This is a genomic window from Vibrio sp. 1180_3, from assembly GCF_029478545.1.
Taxonomy (GTDB): domain Bacteria; phylum Pseudomonadota; class Gammaproteobacteria; order Enterobacterales; family Vibrionaceae; genus Vibrio; species Vibrio aestuarianus.
The window spans coordinates 52,335-70,291 of the sequence record NZ_SJFM01000027.1 but is presented as its reverse complement, the minus strand read 5'-3'; the positions used below and the strand labels follow the sequence as shown (position 1 = coordinate 70,291).

At 41.5% G+C, this 17,957-nt stretch carries 15 protein-coding genes; 6 read left to right on the top strand and 9 right to left on the bottom strand.

Annotated elements, in window-relative coordinates; translation table 11 throughout:
• On the bottom strand, positions 1-826 hold an 826-nt coding region (locus tag EYW48_RS15765; RefSeq protein WP_277432655.1), incomplete at its 3' end, for a VCBS domain-containing protein.
• 351 nt (positions 827-1,177) lie between these two features.
• On the opposite strand from EYW48_RS15765, the gene EYW48_RS15760 reads away from it, so the two are divergent.
• The 3 genes from EYW48_RS15760 to EYW48_RS15750 all read left to right on the top strand — a co-directional run bounded on the left by EYW48_RS15760 (position 1,178) and on the right by EYW48_RS15750 (position 5,109).
• Positions 1,178-2,491 carry a TolC family outer membrane protein gene (locus tag EYW48_RS15760; protein ID WP_172533438.1) on the top strand — a complete coding sequence of 438 codons (1,314 nt, stop codon included), beginning with the start codon at positions 1,178-1,180 and terminating at the stop codon, positions 2,489-2,491.
• 5 nt (positions 2,492-2,496) lie between these two features.
• Positions 2,497-3,114: an OmpA family protein gene (locus tag EYW48_RS15755; RefSeq protein WP_261917941.1), complete on the top strand. Its 618-nt coding sequence runs from the start codon at positions 2,497-2,499 to the stop codon at positions 3,112-3,114.
• Between the two features lie 336 nt (positions 3,115-3,450).
• Positions 3,451-5,109: an ABC transporter substrate-binding protein gene (locus tag EYW48_RS15750; protein WP_277432654.1), complete on the top strand. Its 1,659-nt coding sequence runs from the start codon at positions 3,451-3,453 to the stop codon at positions 5,107-5,109.
• Positions 5,110-5,238: 129 nt separating this feature from the next.
• Here EYW48_RS15750 and EYW48_RS15745 read toward each other — a convergent pair whose 3' ends face one another.
• The 7 genes from EYW48_RS15745 to hinT all read right to left on the bottom strand — a co-directional run bounded on the left by EYW48_RS15745 (position 5,239) and on the right by hinT (position 11,231).
• A complete protein-coding gene (locus EYW48_RS15745; RefSeq protein ID WP_053310099.1) occupies positions 5,239-6,528 on the bottom strand; it encodes an NAD(P)/FAD-dependent oxidoreductase in 1,290 nt (429 codons plus the stop codon).
• Positions 6,529-6,874: 346 nt separating this feature from the next.
• The gene (ycfP, locus tag EYW48_RS15740; RefSeq protein WP_176245920.1) at positions 6,875-7,417 is read right to left on the bottom strand and encodes an alpha/beta hydrolase YcfP; all 543 of its coding nucleotides are present in this window, start codon (positions 7,415-7,417) and stop codon (positions 6,875-6,877) included.
• Positions 7,418-7,517: 100 nt separating this feature from the next.
• Positions 7,518-8,372 (bottom strand): phosphotransferase, encoded by an 855-nt coding sequence (locus tag EYW48_RS15735; RefSeq protein ID WP_171980302.1) that lies wholly within the window; start codon positions 8,370-8,372, stop codon positions 7,518-7,520.
• A gap of 48 nt (positions 8,373-8,420) precedes the next feature.
• Positions 8,421-9,011, bottom strand: coding sequence for a penicillin-binding protein activator LpoB (lpoB, locus tag EYW48_RS15730; RefSeq protein WP_053310102.1), 591 nt, complete (start codon positions 9,009-9,011; stop codon positions 8,421-8,423).
• Between the two features lie 22 nt (positions 9,012-9,033).
• The gene (locus EYW48_RS15725) at positions 9,034-9,423 is read right to left on the bottom strand and encodes a YcfL family protein (RefSeq protein ID WP_277432653.1); all 390 of its coding nucleotides are present in this window, start codon (positions 9,421-9,423) and stop codon (positions 9,034-9,036) included.
• Complete coding sequence (locus EYW48_RS15720; protein ID WP_277432652.1) at positions 9,423-10,814, bottom strand: hypothetical protein; 1,392 nt, start codon at positions 10,812-10,814, stop codon at positions 9,423-9,425. The genes EYW48_RS15725 and EYW48_RS15720 overlap by 1 nt, the downstream gene beginning before the upstream one ends.
• A 66-nt stretch (positions 10,815-10,880) precedes the next feature.
• The gene (gene hinT, locus EYW48_RS15715) at positions 10,881-11,231 is read right to left on the bottom strand and encodes a purine nucleoside phosphoramidase (protein ID WP_053310105.1); all 351 of its coding nucleotides are present in this window, start codon (positions 11,229-11,231) and stop codon (positions 10,881-10,883) included.
• Positions 11,232-11,470: 239 nt separating this feature from the next.
• Here hinT and EYW48_RS15710 point away from each other — a divergent pair, with 239 nt between their 5' ends.
• Together EYW48_RS15710 and EYW48_RS15705 are read left to right on the top strand one after the other, a co-directional pair.
• A complete protein-coding gene (locus tag EYW48_RS15710) occupies positions 11,471-13,462 on the top strand; it encodes a methyl-accepting chemotaxis protein (protein ID WP_171980306.1) in 1,992 nt (663 codons plus the stop codon).
• Between the two features lie 171 nt (positions 13,463-13,633).
• The gene (locus EYW48_RS15705; protein WP_171980307.1) at positions 13,634-14,794 is read left to right on the top strand and encodes a DUF1887 family protein; all 1,161 of its coding nucleotides are present in this window, start codon (positions 13,634-13,636) and stop codon (positions 14,792-14,794) included.
• Between the two features lie 69 nt (positions 14,795-14,863).
• Here EYW48_RS15705 and fadR read toward each other — a convergent pair whose 3' ends face one another.
• Complete coding sequence (gene fadR, locus EYW48_RS15700; protein WP_053310108.1) at positions 14,864-15,703, bottom strand: fatty acid metabolism transcriptional regulator FadR; 840 nt, start codon at positions 15,701-15,703, stop codon at positions 14,864-14,866.
• Between the two features lie 651 nt (positions 15,704-16,354).
• Here fadR and nhaB point away from each other — a divergent pair.
• Positions 16,355-17,947, top strand: coding sequence for a Na(+)/H(+) antiporter NhaB (gene nhaB, locus EYW48_RS15695; RefSeq protein WP_171980308.1), 1,593 nt, complete (start codon positions 16,355-16,357; stop codon positions 17,945-17,947).
• Positions 17,948-17,957: the final 10 nt, after the last annotated feature.

The window sequence follows — 17,957 nt, the reverse complement described above, 5'->3', positions numbered from 1 at the left end:
CGTCTTCTTGCACCGCGCCCGCGTCATCACCCGGCTGGTCTGGCGTGATGATCGCTTTGTCATCAGAACCCGTTATGGTTACAACCACGTCATGAGTCGTGCCATCCGCAGATGTCACTGTCATGGTTCGGATTAGAGGAGCGCTGTCTGCATCCAAAGCCTGCACATCCGCATGGCTGTTATTCAGTTTATAGGTCCAGTTGCCACTTTCATCGATAGAAAAAGTCCCCCAGTTGCCATCTTTAACGTCTGCTTGAGGGTGGAATACCGCTTCGCCAGCATCCGGGTCTACAATATTCAGATTACCGCGACTCACCAACAGCACGTCTTCCTGCACCGCGCCTTTATCGCCATCCAGTTGTGTTGGGGTGATGATCGCTTTGGTTTCAGTGGGCTCAGATTGTGGCGAACGAGAAATATTAAATACCGTTTTACCCTGCTCGGTTGTTAGAGCAGTAACCATGCTAGCAGTTTCAAAAAAGGTGCTTGCCAATACTTCGGCACCAGTACGTTCAATAGTGCCAGATTTTGTCAGGCTTGAACCAACTATTTCACCCTGTGCGGTGGCATACTCATCACCTAATTCAGTAGGATCAACACCTTGTTCTAGAGCTTCATAAATTTTATTTAATTCAACGAAACTACCAGACTTAGGATCTTCTTCAACATTTGCTAAGTCGACTTGCTGAGGTTGGATTTCACCTTTCAATGTTTCAACAATCACTTCACCTGGCAGTAAACTATCTTTCGATTTTACTACTTTGATGTGACCATCCAGTCCTATTACAACATAGGTTTCTGCGGTTAATTTTGATTGTTCAACCAAGAGATTTACCCCATTTAGCAAATAAAAAAATCCCCCCCATAAAACTAGATGGGCAATGAGATTCGATTTGAATCGTTAACATATTTTATTTACTAATTTACCACTGTTCACTACATATAAAACATGTATTTTTTCACCAATAAACTGCATGTTTTAAAGTTATTTTATTTCCGAACAAAACATCATATCTTACGCGACCTGTTTTTGGTGGATCAACGTTCGTAATCACTACGTTTCTAATGAAGCAATGACTTATCGTCAATAGATTTAAACTGCGCAACGTTCACTTATATATATTCGAATTTATATAGTTTTAAATATTGAGATTAATATTATTTTAGGAGACTCTCTGTGAAATTAAGCAGTATCAGCATTGCGTGTTGTGGCTTATTTATTGCGCTTCCTTCTAATGCACAAACGTTAGAACAGGCGGTAGCAATTACCTTTGCAACCAATCCTGATATAAAGAGTGCATTTAACGAGTACATGAGCAAACTGTATATTGTCGATCAATCAACTGGGGCTTATAAACCTCGTATTGATATCGATGCGGGCATTGGCTATGAGGGGATAAACCCGGCAAATTCGACTGGTAACAAAAACACAGATATGACTCGCAAAGACGCATCTATAACTCTGACTCAGTTGATTTGGGATGGGTCTAAAACCCTACATGATATTGACCGAACTTCGGCAGATGCAGAGTCATTACGTTATCAATTGCTTTCTGATGCACAGAGTGTGGCCCTCGAAGTGATTAATGCTTACCTTGATGTACTTAAGGCACAAAAGTTTATGGAGCTTTCTGCAAGTAATCTTAGTACACATGAGCGTATCTATGTTGATATTAAAAAGCGTAAAGATTCTGGGATAGGTTCAGTTGCTGATCTTACTCAAGTTGAAGCTCGCTTGGCCAAAGCTCACAGCAACATACTCGCAGCACAAAATAACTATAAAGATACGCAAACGATTTTCTTTAAGTTGGTTGGCGAAGTCCCACACGATCTAATATTCCCACACGCTGATAAAAACTTCATTCCGGCAACTCTTGATGAAGCAAAAACTCAAGCCTTTGAAAACCATCCAGTTATCAAAATAGCTCGAGCGGATGTCGACTCAGCAAAATTCCAATATAAGCAAGTTGATGCAAATAATTTCCCGGTTATTTCATTTGAAGCAGCACAAAACTGGCGCAATGACTCTGGTGGTATCGAAGGCAGCAGCGCAGATACCACTGCGATGCTTCGTGTTCGCTATAACCTTTATAACGGTGGTCGAGATTCGGCAAACGCGGACACTATGGCCTACCAACTCAACAAAGCGAAAGACCTGCTAGAACGCGCTTATCGGGGGGTTGAACAAGAAATTCATCTTTCGTGGAATGCACTTGAGCTGACAAATCTACAAAAAAACTTTTTGGCTCAACATGTTGACTCTGCATCGAATACTGTTATCGCATACCAGAAGCAATACAGCTTAGGTAGGCGTACTTTGCTTGACTTATTAAACACTGAAAATGAGTTATTCGAGTCGCGCAAAGGCTACATAGAAGCCCAGTTCGCACAGCAGTACGCCAAATACCGTGTTCTGACTTCAACCGGAAACCTACGTGATGCGCTACGCATTGATATTCCAAAAGAGTGGACTCAACCAGTGGAGTACTAAACACTATGAAAAATATTATATTAACGGCTTTAGTTCTGACTATACTGAGCCTAAATGTCACATTTGCAAACGATGGTATGGATTATATCCCGACTCCAAAAACCAATCAGATTGCCGACCTGCAAGACGCAGACGATGATGGTGTGATCAATGCTCGCGACCTCTGTACCGACACCCCAATCGCCGCAGAAGTCGATAACGACGGCTGTGAAACCTACGTCAACAAAAAAGAACAATACCAGCTTAAGATCTTATTTGATAACGACTCTAGCCGTATCAAGAGTGTTTTCCAACGTAAGGGCACTGAGCTAGCGGCTTTCCTAAATAAGTACCCTGAGACCTCTATAGAAATACAAGGATATGCAAGTAAAGTAGGCGATACAAAGTATAATTACGATCTGGCCCGTCGACGGGCAGAGAACGTGCGCAACCTGCTGATTGAAAAAGGCATTGACAGCCAGCGATTAAAAATCGTTAGTTATGGTGACACCCATTTGGCCGCATTAGGTCTCGATGAAGTCAGCCACGCCTTAAACCGTCGTGTCACGGCTACAGTTATCGGTCATAAAGGCATGGTTAAAAACGAATGGACAATATTTACCACCATTCCTAAGGTCAACTAATTCGCTGCCCTGAGTATTTATATTTATTATTCGGGGCTTTCATCTATTGCTCATCTACACAAAATAAAATCTATTTAATATAGGCTCTTATATAGCCGAAAAAACGTCAATCAATATTCCACAAATTTCATCTAACCTTTAGTTGCATATTAATTGCGGTTATAAAAAATCACCCCACATACGGAAAGAATGCCGAACTATTCAAATCATAAAAAATGATCTATAAATTAAATCGTGAATTTTTAATAAATAACCTTATAATTATATAGCAACGGCTGTTGAGCATCGTTTCATAATAAATATTTAAATCATCTTTTAAGGCTATGGCAGAGTAAAATGACCGAGACATATCTTCGTAGACTGAGCCAACTATTACAGCACTACAACCCGTCTCAGGTGCACCAAGCAAGCCTTGATGATCTAGAAGTGTTGTTTACCACTTCACGTCGAAATACCTCAAACATCCTAAAAATGCTCAATGACTATGGCTGGATAAACTGGGTACCTGGTCGGGGGCGTGGTAAAGCCAGCACCCTAAAAGTGACCACTTCCATGCATCAGGCACTCTATTGCACCATCCGCAGTGAGATCAATGCAGGCAACTTCGATGTAATCACCAAACTACTCAAAAAATACCGAGGTACTGCAGCCAGTGCTCTTAATCAGGCGATGGAAGAAACATCGCAAGAAAATCAAAACGCAAATTCTCTGATTATCAGTCAGTATCCTTGGGTAGATGAACTTGATCCAGCCCTGACCTACCGCTTTGCTGAATTGCAAATCATACGCAGCCTATACGATACCCTATTCACTGTTGACAGTAATAGCCAGCTACACCTTCACCTTGCTTGTGAATACCAAATCGAAGCAAAATACATCTATATTTGGCTACGTCCAGATATACGCTGCCACGATGGCCTGATGCTGGAAGAGGACGATGTTGTACATAGTCTGAAACGGCTTATGCAGGCTAATGGACCAGTTAAGTGGCTATTTCAACAAATTTATCAGATCAGTTTTGATGAGGATAGGAAAGCGATCTGCATTGAGTTAAAGCAACCTAACCCACTGTTTATCTACTGTCTCGCTACCGCCAACGCCTCTATTACCACTAGGCGTCATAAAGATTTCAGTAACCAACGCAGCGTTGCTATAGGCACCGGCCCCTTTATTCTTGAATACTGGGAGAAAGACAAGCTGGTAATGAAAAAACAGCCCCACTACTTCGCTAAAAAGGCGCTACTGGAGCAGATAACCCTATCTCATCAGGGTGAAGAGCTAGATAAATACATCAGCTATAACCAACATACTGAAGATACAGAAAGCTATGCTATTCAGGCATTTTCTTATTTAGCACATAATCAACGCCCTGAGTGCACATTAGATGATCAAACCTGGCAAAGCCTATTTACCTTTCTTGAGAGCCGCCGCTATGAATTTGCAAATAGCAGCGATTTGAAGGCAATGCAGCTACTTAGTGAAGGAGAACCGTGTAACCATATCCCTAATCTCGAAGGCACTTTAGTATTAACACACCCTAAATGGACCATCGATTATTTAGAAAAAATGAGCAATTGGCTTATCAACCTAATCAAGCAAACCGGACTCAAAGTAGAACTGGTTGAATTGTCTGACGCCAGCAAACCTCAGCAGGTAAAAAAGCAAGCTGACTTACTTTTTGTCGAAGACATTATCGAACCACCACTGAAATACGGTATGTATGAGTGGTTGTTGACGGGTACTGGAATCCGTTTTATTTATGATACACAGGAACTAAACCAACACACTAATACAGTTCATGATGTCATTGCAAAAGGCGAACCCACAGAGCGCTTGATGGAGCTACTTACCAACCTACGCAGCAACTCGACAATATTGCCTCTGTTTTGGGGCCAGGAACAAGTAACCTGCGCCAAGGGAGTAAGTGGAGTACAGATTCGAAAGTCGGGCTACAGCGATTTCTACAAACTGAGAATTAATCCCAGTAAAGGGTAGGCATTCTTCATATGGTTTAATCTGTTTATTTACTAGATGAGCAATCTCGTTAAAACGACAATGTAAAATTATTTATTAATACAATACAAAGCAAAACCGGAGCTATTGCTCCGGTCCAAATTTCATTCGTTAGTGCAGCTTAAGATTCGGTCTAAGGACTCGGTTAATTCGACCAACTAGCATCATCAGACCAGTTTTGAAAATACCGTGTAGCGCCATTTGGTGCATACGATAAAGCGAAATGTAAACCACGCGAGCTATACGCCCCTCAACCATCATAGAGCCTTTAGTTAAATTGCCCATTAGGCTACCAACTGTTGAGAAACGGCTAAGCGATACGAGCGAGCCGTGATCTTTATAGACGTAAGATTTTAACTCACGACCATTGAGTTTAGCGACAATGTTTCTAAACGCATGGCTCGACATTTGGTGCGCAGCTTGCGCGCGTGGTGGTACGAACTTACCGTCAGCTTGGGTGCATTGTGCAAGGTCACCAATCACAAAAATATCGTCATCTCGTGTGGTTTGAAGTGTGTTTTTCACGACTAATTGGTTAATGCGGTTAGTTTCCAGACCTGCAATGTCTTTCATGAAATCAGGGGCTTTAATACCTGCCGCCCACACCATGATTTGTGCTGGGATTTTCTCGCCGTCTTTGGTAGTTAAACCATCTTTATCCGCTTGAGTCACCATTGTTGCTGTGCGCACATTAACACCGAGTTTGGTCAACTCGCTATGCGCTGCACTCGAAATACGCGGTGGCAATGCAGGTAGAATTCTCTCACCTGCTTCCACAAGATTAACATTCAGTTTGCTTGAGTCGAGATCACCAAAACCATAAGTGCGAAGCTCTTTCACTGCATTGTGCAGCTCAGCCGATAATTCAACGCCTGTCGCACCCGCACCAACGATAGCAATGTCTACCGTCCCATGACCATTTTTAGCATGCAGTTTCAAAAACTCATTATTCATCTCTGTACGGAAGCGGTTTGCTTGTTCAGGACTATCGAGGAAAATACAGTGCTCACGCACGCCAGGAGTATTGAAATCATTGGATGTCGAACCAATAGCAAGAATAAGAATGTCGTATTCTATTTCACGGCTTGGCATCAACAGTTCATCATGTTCGTCTTTGAGCTCACTGAGCACAATCACTTTACGTTCACGGTCAATATCAGCCAGGCTACCCATTTGGAAGTCGAAGCTATGGTTCTTAGCATGGGCACGATAGCTCAAGGCATCCACACCTTCATCCAAAGAACCTGTTGCAACTTCATGCAACAAAGGTTTCCATAAATGGCTCGCCTTACGATCTACCAGTGTAATCTCTGCGCGATTTTTACGGCCAAGTGTACGGCCAAGTTTCGTTGCGAGTTCTAAACCACCCGCTCCACCACCTACAACGACAATTCGAGTCACAAAAACAATCCTCAAAAAATGAATAAACATGGTTCAGCATGACACTTCACACTGAAGAAATTTTCAATCATATGCTTGCTTTGGGCACGCTATCGCCTTTGAAGTAAAAGCTGCTTTCAGTAACACGTTCATTAGGATAAAAATATGCTTACGCACAATAATGGGCAAGTTTTCGCCTTGCTCTCAATTTTTTTTGATATTTATCAAAATATTTATAGTTTATTCATTATATAGAGCAAAATTCACCGTGCAACTAAAGAATGATGCTATTTCATTAACAAATGTAGGGATTTGGACAATAAAAAAGCGACCCTTACTGGAGTCGCTTTGTCATCAATATATGCAGCTAATGAGATTCTTTAAATGCTTTTATCGCTTGTAAATGCTGTGAGATCTTCTTGAATTTATGGGACTCTTTTTCATCCCAAATAATATCGTAGTAGCTCTCTAGCGCAACTGCCGTTTTGCTATTGTCATGGATTTCATCTTCTTTCGATAAGATCACTAAACAACGCCCTTTATTTTTCACTCGATACTGTTCCACACACTTGGTTGCAATATCTTCGTATTCTTCAGGACGGTCAATTCGTCCTGTCATATTCTTCTCTGGATGTAAGTTAGGGTTAAAGATAACTTGCTTAATGCCACACAGAAAGCCAATACGTTCAGACCAGAACCCACCCAGCCCTACACCACAAATGATTGGATGTGGGTCATTCGATTGCTCGATAGCTTTGTGCACTTCTTTGAGAAGGTGCTGCATATCATGCTTGGGGTGTAATGTGCTGTAGTTAATGAAACGGACATCATCGTCAATAAACTGCAACTGCAACACTTTTTCATGGTTTCCCGGGCTTGTTGAGTCGAAACCGTGTAAATAGATAATCATAGTAATTCCCCCATTCCTTGAGGCTTCAATCTACCACGAAGATTGTGGTTTTAAAGACCTTACCAAAAATTTAATGCAATAAGACTACGAAACAGTGATCCTAACTACATAATCCGTTTTTAAGTTTATCGGCTTGGTGTAGATAGTAATCATCTCCCCACAGTTGATGTGCAAGTAAATACCATAACATCGCCATCATCGATATCCTTGGATGCCAGGCCATAACACCTTCAACCCAGTCATCTACACCTTCAATTTCGCGTAATTGGCAATAGCGATAAACAGATTCCAAAGGCTTCTCTCCCGCAACCTCAATGCTTAAGGCGAGGTCTAGCCTTGGGTCAGCAATAGAAGCATATTCCCAATCAATGACTCGATGACCTTGTTGGGTTTTCACCATATTGTAACCAGCAAGATCAAAATGACAGAGAACTACCCCAACATCGGCAAGATTGGGAGCTGTTCTCCATGATTGGTATAGATTCGTGCATTGATCGGTTTTGTACTCGGCTTTAAGTTGTAACCAATAGTGATCGACACGTGCGGTAAAACTGAACGGAGCTACGGGGATACGGGCTGTACTGAGATTGTGGATCTTAATTTGGGTCTTGAGTAATGATTCGAAGGGTAACCCATCCATTAAAGACTCACCCTCTATCCACTCAACTAATAATCCCTGCTCATTGATAAACAGCGGCTTGGGGCCGATATGAGACGATTCTATCGCTGATAGGATTTGATACTCCTGAAAACGGGAGATCGAAAACGCTTGTGTAATTGGCGTATTAGGGCGCCATACAAAAGCAGGTCCATCTTCAGCAATGATTTTCCAGCATCGATTGGTTAAACCACCAGTCAAGGTCTGAGCATAGCCCGGTGGAATAGAGAAGAAGCCTTCTAGCGAGGTTAAGGTATGATCAAGCTTACAAGCTTCACGCCAAGACATTCGCGCCATATCGACTTCTTCCTCAATAATTAGGTCAACACGCCCTAGATATCGTAATTAAAGACCTAACATACTTTTTGACTCTTGCTTACGGATTTCGGTTTCATCCGCCCACTCAATAAGACCAGTTTCTAGATCCATCATGCGCATCGTCATTTTGTAGTACACATCTTTGTCACTTCCAGCATTTTTTACAATGCTTGAAAGGTTGCCATAAAGCATGTACTGCGCACCAACCATTTTACCAAATTGAATCGCTGTACTTTGATTGACTAGCTCGTCATTGTTTTGGAAATTGAGCTGCTCACGTACAGACTCAACACGGTCCATATCAACAAAACGGAACTTACCTGAGTTCAACATCTTGGTGCTAATAGTGTCAGTGATCGACTCTGTATCAATATGCTCGCTGGTTTTGTTTTTAATACGCTCAACAAAAACAATGGGGCGCGAATCACGAGTAATAGCGGCAATAGAGCCTGACATCATCATACTATCGATCATTTCAGCGGCAATTTTTTGTAAATCCGTTGAGCCAAAATCAACCGTGGTCGTTTCAACAGCTTGTGCGTCACCATAGCTCACTTTATTTGAACAACCGCCCAGAATGACCGCTAGACCTAGCAATGCAATAATACTTTTCTTCATATTGGATCCTTAACTTCCCAATTTAGTTGTTTGATTCACGGATTTGTACGCGAAACTGTTTACCGTTTGGATTCACTGAAACCTCAGAGAGTGAAATGGTGTCCATTCCACTAATGATAGTTTGCTTCCAAGGACTGAGTTTGTTGTTTACCTCTAGCCCATCATCGTCGTACCAATAAAAGCGGTACTCAATATTCTGGTCACCTTTGTATTGGCTAACTAAACGAACTATTCCTCGTGTATGACCATCAACTTGCTTGATCGCAATATCCTCAACTACAAGTCGTTGACCTAATACGTTGTCACCAAACAACACTTTTTGTGATGCTCCGTCGACTCTTAAACCAGCTGTATTCGCAGCACAGCCAACTAAGGCTATGGCAGTTAAAAGCCCTAATATCCACTTTTTCATTACAATCTTCCTAGTTGTTTATGCCAGATCGTTGCATTATTCCCTTGGCGCGAAATCCACACCAATGTTGTTCCTTTTTCAGGAACAGAAAAAACGTACTCTTGTCCCTTCAGCGCTATTCGTTGCTCCCCCGCATCAACTAAAAGGCTTGTGCTCTTCACTTGACCCGGTAAGGTTATCCAACTACGCGTATCAGGTTGCTCAGTCAGTAAATTCCACGCGTTAAGCAGTAAGTTACCTACATCATTATCTTTAGCCGCTTCTTTGCGTAATTGATCTTTGGCGAATACTCTTAACGCCTGCCTTATAACAATAGACGGCATTCGTTCTGACAAGTTTTGATTGGCCATCAAATTTACATCCGCTAGCACATTTGATTCTACAGGCTGACCATTGATCGCCAATAGTGCAAATCCTTCAGCCTGGGCTTTAGGATAGTATGGCAGAGCCAAAGAATATAATGCGCCATTACCTCGACTGTCATACAACGGCAAAGATTGACGCCAACTTTGCATCGCTTGAACAATACTTTGTTCTTCAAGGATGATCACTCGCCCTTGATATTCAGACATGGCCGAAGCCTTACCATATTGCTTTTCAAGTTGAACAAGGTCTGCTTTCATTGCCAAACGTTTAGCAACTCGCAATGTACCGTCGATCACTTCAGGGTTATCGGGCATCACAGCTAATGCTCGTTTGTAATCCACATACGCACTATTCAAATCGTTAGAGGTTTCATAAAGTAAAGCTGACAAGTACAGAAGGTATGCGTTTTGTACCGCTTGCAGCGTTTTACCAGCATCAGGATAGTTCGATAACACACTACCTAGATTTGGAGTAACACCTTGAGCTTGCATATCTTTTTGCGCTTTTTCCAAGTCAGCTTCTCTGGTTTTTCTGGCTTGCTCCTGAACTTGATTGGCCCGTCTAATTTCGACCAACGCACCTTCTAAATCATTGCGTTGTAAATAGTTTAAGCTCAGATAGAGATGCAAGAATCCTAATTCGTAATCCGCAGGAATGTACTCTGTTAAATTATCATTAGCAGCAAGCGAGCCGACACTGCTAGCGGTATCGCTAAGAGAAATTAATGCCTTATCTTGTTGAACTTTAATTGCTGCATCGCTCAGCTCAAAAGTTGCTTTACTTTCGACATATTTTTGATTGAGAAAGTAAACTCGTCCTTTCTCTAAGTTATCAAGAATATCACCCGCTATATAATCCGGAAGTTCGCTTTCCGCTTGCTGGTATTGACCAACTTTCACTGATTGGTAAACAACATTGTTTTGCGCACTGTAGTGGCTGAACAAATTTCCCGCAGAGAGATTGGCACATGCATTAAGAAAAATAGGCGATAAAAAAATAACAACAAGTCGCACGTAACGCTTCACCCAACACTCCGTTTCTGAAATCTATGGATCACAGTCATTACCCAACCAAAGTTGGGTAATCCAAATTTAGCTCATCAAGAGAGGGCCAAGTGGACGACCACCTACCAGGTGCATATGAATATGATAGACCTCTTGTCCACCATGCGCATTGCAGTTAACAATGAGGCGATAACCATCAGCGGCAATACCTTCTTGCTGTGCGATTTTCTTCGCTACGGTAAACATACGCCCTAACGCAGCTTCATCCTCGGCTTCCACATCATTCGTTGTTGGAATCAATTTGTTGGGGATGATTAAAATATGGCTTGGAGCTCGCGGGTTAATATCTCGAAAAGCAGTGACTAAGTCGTCTTGGTATAGGACGTCAGCAGGAATTTCCTTACTGATAATTTTGCTAAAAATGGTTTCCTCAGCCATGAAATACTCCATTGAGTTAATATAGTGATAGGTGTTTAGTTGGATTTGAGTATGCGCTAACACTAAAAAAAGCTCAATAAAAAACACCGTTCACTTAACATAAATGACATTTCACTAATATAAAAAAATAATTTTGCCAAACTCGTCATAAAATGTGCACCCCAGCCTAAATACAATGCCGATTATTTTGTTATTTTTTTGAGACAAAAGATTATTATGATTTTTCTAGGGAGAGGATTATGAAGGGTTCAGTGATTAGGCGTATGTACGCTGGCTTTACACTGATCATCATTATGTTTGCTGTAACAACCGCTATCATGATGGGAGGAATGAATCAAATTCATTCCAATTTCGAAAGTGTATCAACCACCGCTTTACCACTTGTTTCACTATCAAACAAAACAAGTGTGCAATTGCTTTCTGCTGACAAATCATTCAAAGATTTTTTAACCACGCAGAATCAAGATCGTATGAATGCCATGCGTGCAGAATTTACCTCATCAAAACAAGACTTCAACACTATCCTAAATCAACTCGCACAAGCCAGTTCGAGTAACCCTGACTTAGCAGAGCGTATTGCTCAATTAAAACAAATGGAGCAACGCTACTTCTCTGAAGCTTCTGATGCAATGAACAACTACCAAGCTATGTTTGAGGCTCAAGAAAAAGTACAAAAATCAACACGTGAGTTTCAAAGACTTCATGCAGATTTGAGCGTTGGAATGAAAGATTACGTCGACGGCCAGAGCAGTATTTCAGTGAAAGTTATGGCAAAAAGCTATTTCATCAAACTGAAAGACGCTGAGGTCATTACTTCTGATGCTTTAGCCAGTTCAGATGTGTCCTTTGTTGAAAAAGCGGTAGCGAGAAATAAAAAAGCCGTTACCCATTTAAACTATGCCTACCGTGGGCTAGTAACACAATTGCCAGAGCTTAAGAAAGTCTTTGATGAATCAGTAGAGAAATTCACTATAGATATTGGCCAAAAAGGCGGTGTGTTAGACCAACATAATAACTACTTACTCGCTAAAGCCGCTTTATACGACAACATTGCCAATCTTGCGGTGGAAGTTGATAAAGCAATGACGATTCTAGACTCATTCAATGGCACAGCAACTGATAGCCTAAATGCTTCTCTCGCAGAAGCAGGTGATGTTTATGAGAAAGGTGTGATACAAGCGATTGTCATTGGTATCGCTGTTGTGCTTATTGCTACTGGTATTGGTTATCATATTGCACAAAGTGTTCGTGAGCCGCTAACTCGTATACTCAAAACACTCGAAGGGCTAACTCAAGGGGATATGACACAACGTATTGAGATTCGCTATAACAACGAATTCAGCCGCTTAAGTGGCCATGTTAATTCATTAGCGGACAATTTACATAACATCCTAGTACAACTCAATGATGCTTCTGAAAACCTAACCGACACGGCTAATCATAACCAAACCACTTCGTCGCAAGCACAATCGAAACTCAATTCTCAACGTGAGCAAACCGCGAATGTCGCCACTGCAATGACAGAAATGGCGCACTCTGTTCAAGAAGTCGCGCAAAGTGCACAAAGCTCATTAGAAATGGTACAGAAAGTGGAGTCGGCTTCTGAATCTGGCCGCAACATCATGAGCACCAATATCACGACCATTAACCAGCTTGAAACACGTTTGAACCAATCTGTAGATGCGGTGGGTGAATTGCAAAAAATGAGTAGCCAAATTGGTTCTATTTTGGATGTAATTCGCAATATCGCTGAACAGACGAACTTGTTGGCATTAAACGCAGCTATTGAAGCCGCGCGAGCAGGAGAACAAGGCCGAGGTTTTGCGGTTGTAGCTGATGAAGTTCGTGTTCTCGCAAAACGTACCACTGACTCTACATCTGAAATTGAAACCATGATCAGCAACCTACAATCAAGCTCTTCATCAGCAAGTACAGTCATCGAAAGCTGTATGTCAGACATGGAAATGTCGGTCGAACAAGCGTCAACAGCAAATAGCGCGATGGAAGAAATTCAAGCGCTTATACTCGAAATCAGCCAAATGAGCACGCATATCACTCAAGCAGCTGCAGAACAAAGTGAAACCACCAGTGATATTGCACGTAATATTGAAGATATTAATTTGATCGCAGATGAAAGCTATCAAGCTATGTCTCAAATTGCACAAGCAAGCGCTAGTTTGACTCAACTAGCCAGCCAACAAAATGAATTGGTCCATCAATTCAAATTGTAACAAACCCATGGCTAACTCACTTTAGTTTGTAAGTTAAGTGTCAATAATCGTCCAAGGGCGGCTTTTATCTAAAGTCGCCCTTGTTTTTTAAGCATTGCATCGTTATATGATAACTATTGCTTGCACACCATTTTACTTCTTATTTTTGCAAGCTAAACATGAGGATGATTTATGGCTGTTCATGTTGGCATTATTGACCAAGACCCTATTCGCTTGGTCACACCCCTACTGGATAATCGAACGGTAAGTTCACACATTGTTTTTATTGGTGATCAAAGCCAAGAACCTATTTATTTACGTCTACACTCCGTACTCAAGCAACGCGATATCACCTCTGAGTTTTTTGAGATCCCATCGGGTTCAAATACATCAGCGATTAAAAACTCGATCTATGAGTTAGCAGAAGAACTTAAAGCAAGAAATGAAGAGGTTAAGCTCAACGCTAGCTGTGGACTGCGCCATCGTCTGTTGTCTGTTTATGAGGTATTTCGTAGTTACCACTGGCCAATTTTTGTGATCGAACCGAGTAGTGATCGTCTGTGTTGGCTCTACCCTGATGGAAATCAAGATGCTCAAGTTCAAGACCATATCACCATCTCTGATTACCTGACTATTTTTGGTGCCAGAGGTGAGTTCAGTGAACATAATATCCCACCTCAACTCGACAAAAAACTCTATGAACTCGGTGAGCGTTGGGCCAGCAACGCATTAGAATTAGGCCCTGGCCTCGCTACCTTAAATTACTTAGCAACGACTTGTCGTAAAGAGCAGAAACTCGATGTTGAGCTCTCTGAAAAACAACAAGGCTACCGTGAACTAAACCTTCTTTTAACTGATTTGGTCGAAGCTAGAATTGCTACCTATGAAGATGGTGTTTTAACTTTTGCTAATGAAGATGCGCGTCGTTTCTCGAATGGGGAGTGGCTTGAAACTTTAGTACATAGCACGGTGAAGCAAATTCAAGATGATATGCCAACGATTCAAGACCGTTCTCTAAATGTACAAGTTTATCGTCAATTAGGAGAAAGAGAAGTTCGAAATGAACTTGATGTTGCGACAGTTGTGAACAACAAGCTGCATATTATTGAATGTAAAACCAAAGGCATGCGTGATGATGGCGATGATACTCTCTATAAATTAGAGTCATTACGTGATTTGCTTGGCGGATTACAAGCAAGAGCAATGCTAGTTAGCTTTCGTCCTTTACGCCACAACGACATTACCCGAGCTGAAGATCTGGGGTTAGCCTTGATTGGTCCTGATGAACTGAAAGACTTAAAAAAACACCTTGCGGTTTGGTTCCAAGAAGCTGGGGGTAGCGAAGAAATCTAGCGACTGCCATAAATAACAAAGCCCGCTCTGCGGGTTTTGTTATTTTATGAATACTCGACAATGAATAGCCTAGCTATCATCTTCCGTAAAATTAGTCGGTAACGTTGTCTTCATCTGATTCCAAATGTGGGCACTATCGATACCATAATGACGAATAACTACGGGCAATTCTTCGCGGTTGCCGCTCTCACACACAGCTAATAACTCTCTATAAAACTTCAGAGCCAAATCACGAGCTTCTGGGTTTGAAAAATAGTAGCTACCAATTCGGTCGTACAATTTTTTAATTCCGTTGAAGATCAAACCATAAATTTGATTACCTGAATGAAATGCTAAACGTTGGAAAAGCATGTAATCATAAAAATTAAATGTTTTTGCGATGAGTATCTGTTGACGTTTAGCCTCATCTTTCTCGCCATCATCTTTAATGTGCTGCTGAATTTTAGTAGCATAAGGTGATGATTCCATAAAAGAATCCCACGATTCTGCTCTTATCAGGGCTTCACAAGATTCAATCACATTAGTGATCGTACGCTCAGAGCTTTCTTTGTTTACCTTAAAAGCATAGCGCATAAATATTGGACTAATATTAGTACGTGCAGCTAGCAAATCTTCCACGATACTGGTTGCATTGTCAGCATCAAGCGTCATAAGCGTATCTAAAATATGTAGGCCAGATGTTTCCATAAACTGGTTTACTTTCGTTGGCTTACCATGTTGTATAGTTAGCCAACCATCACGGGCTAAGCGTTGCAATACTTCTCGAAGCGTTGTGCGTGTAACACCAATTAATTCGGAAAGTTCTCGCTCTGCTGGTAAGATTGAACCAGGCGGAAAGCGACCATTCCAGATGCTCTCAATTATGTATTTTTCAGCAAAACCTGCTGGGCTTTTTGCCTTAATGACCATTAAGTACTTTTCCAGTTTTCTATTTATTTGTGGGTCGAATAGCACTCATCATACCACTACTTACTCGTTATCGGAAACCACCCTTCAGTAAAGTCGTCACAAAGCAAAATTAGAGCAAAAACTCCATTTCATTCAGTATGGAGATTCCATTTAGATAATAAGTAAAATAGCTATTTTCCATCACTTATGTATCCCTGCCACTCATAACTCACTATAAGATAAAGAGAGATAAATCACATTCATAGATTTATAAGGCGTAATTTAATCTTGCGAAATTCGCTCTTTTTACTTTCTTTGCACGCTATTAACTTAGTTTCACTTCGAATCGTATCTCAATGAACATTTATCATCATTCTCAAGCCATGTTTACACTACTTTGATCGCGTTTTTGACCAAAATGTTGGTAGGTATTTTATCAATAAGCGGTTTCTTATTGACTAAAAAAGCGTGCAAGGTAGAGTGGCGTTCGAAGTAAGGATTGCTTGTCTCACTCAAGGAGCGTCTTAGTTAAGCAGTTATTCAACACTTGAATTATTGTTTCACTAAGTCATTGTCAAATAGACGGTTACGACTACAACATTTGATAATGCCAATACATGAATTTAGATAAGCTGAAGATGTCTATTCATATCAACAGTAAGAGTACTACCCATGCCGATGTCCCTCGGAAGCGCTTTTCTCAAGAACTTTCTTGGTAAAGCTCCTGACTGGTACAAAGTTGCCATTATCACTTTTCTCATTATTAACCCGATTGTCTTTTTCTTGATCAACCCATTTGTTGCCGGTTGGTTGTTAGTGGTTGAGTTTATTTTCACCCTTGCGATGGCGCTCAAGTGTTATCCTCTTCAACCTGGTGGCTTATTAGCTATTGAAGCTATTGCTATTGGGATGACCAGTGCTGAACAAGTAAAGCACGAGTTAGTCAATAATATTGAAGTATTACTGCTACTGGTATTTATGGTCGCGGGTATCTACTTCATGAAGCAGTTATTGCTCTTTATCTTCACCAAGATATTACTTGGCATTCGATCTAAACCTATGCTGTCGGTTGCATTTTGTATCGCTGCTGCTTTCTTATCAGCTTTCTTAGATGCTCTAACCGTGATCGCTGTTGTTATTAGCGTCGCTGTTGGTTTTTATTCGATTTATCACAAAGTCGCTTCTGGTCAAGGTACAAGCTCTGCACACGACCACACGCAGGATGAGCATATATCAGAACTCACACGTGACGACTTAGAGAACTACCGAGCTTTTCTTCGCTCATTGCTGATGCACGCAGGTGTCGGGACCGCATTAGGCGGTGTAATGACGATGGTTGGTGAACCACAAAACTTGATCATAGCAGACCAAGCGGGGTGGCTATTTGGTGAATTCATCATTCGAATGTCTCCAGTTACTGTCCCTGTCTTTATTTGCGGAATTTTAACCTGCGTACTAGTAGAGAAATTCAAAGTTTTTGGTTATGGCGCAGAACTTCCAAACAACGTCCGTAAAATTTTGGTCGATTTTGATACCGAAGAGCGAAAAACTCGCACTAATCAAGATGTTGCTAAACTTTGGATTCAAGGTGCCATTGCGATTTGGTTGATTGTTGGTCTCGCTCTGCACTTAGCAGCTGTTGGCTTAATTGGCCTTTCGGTCATTATTCTTGCAACAGCGTTTACTGGTGTTATTGAAGAGCATTCGTTAGGTAAGGCATTCGAAGAAGCCTTGCCATTTACAGCCTTACTCGCCGTTTTCTTTTCGATTGTAGCCGTCATTATTGATCAAGAGTTATTCAAACCTGTGATTGATGCAGTACTGCATGTTGAAGATAAAGGGACTCAACTCGCGTTGTTCTATGTGGCTAATGGTCTACTATCTATGGTCTCCGACAATGTATTTGTCGGCACGGTATACATCAACGAAGTTAAAGCGGCACTTACTGAAGGTATGATCACGCGTGATCAGTTCGATGTGTTAGCTGTGGCCATTAATACCGGTACTAACTTACCTTCTGTAGCAACCCCGAATGGTCAAGCCGCGTTCTTATTTTTGTTGACTTCAGCACTTGCGCCACTTATTCGCCTCTCCTACGGCCGAATGGTGTTAATGGCTCTACCCTACACTATCGTACTCGCCCTAGTAGGCTTAGCGGGAATTGTGTTCTTAGTCGAACCAATGACGGCTCACTTTTATGATTTAGGTTGGATAGTACATCACTCAGCAAAAGCGGTGGAGCACGCAGTTTCTATTGGGCACTAAAAATTTCAGT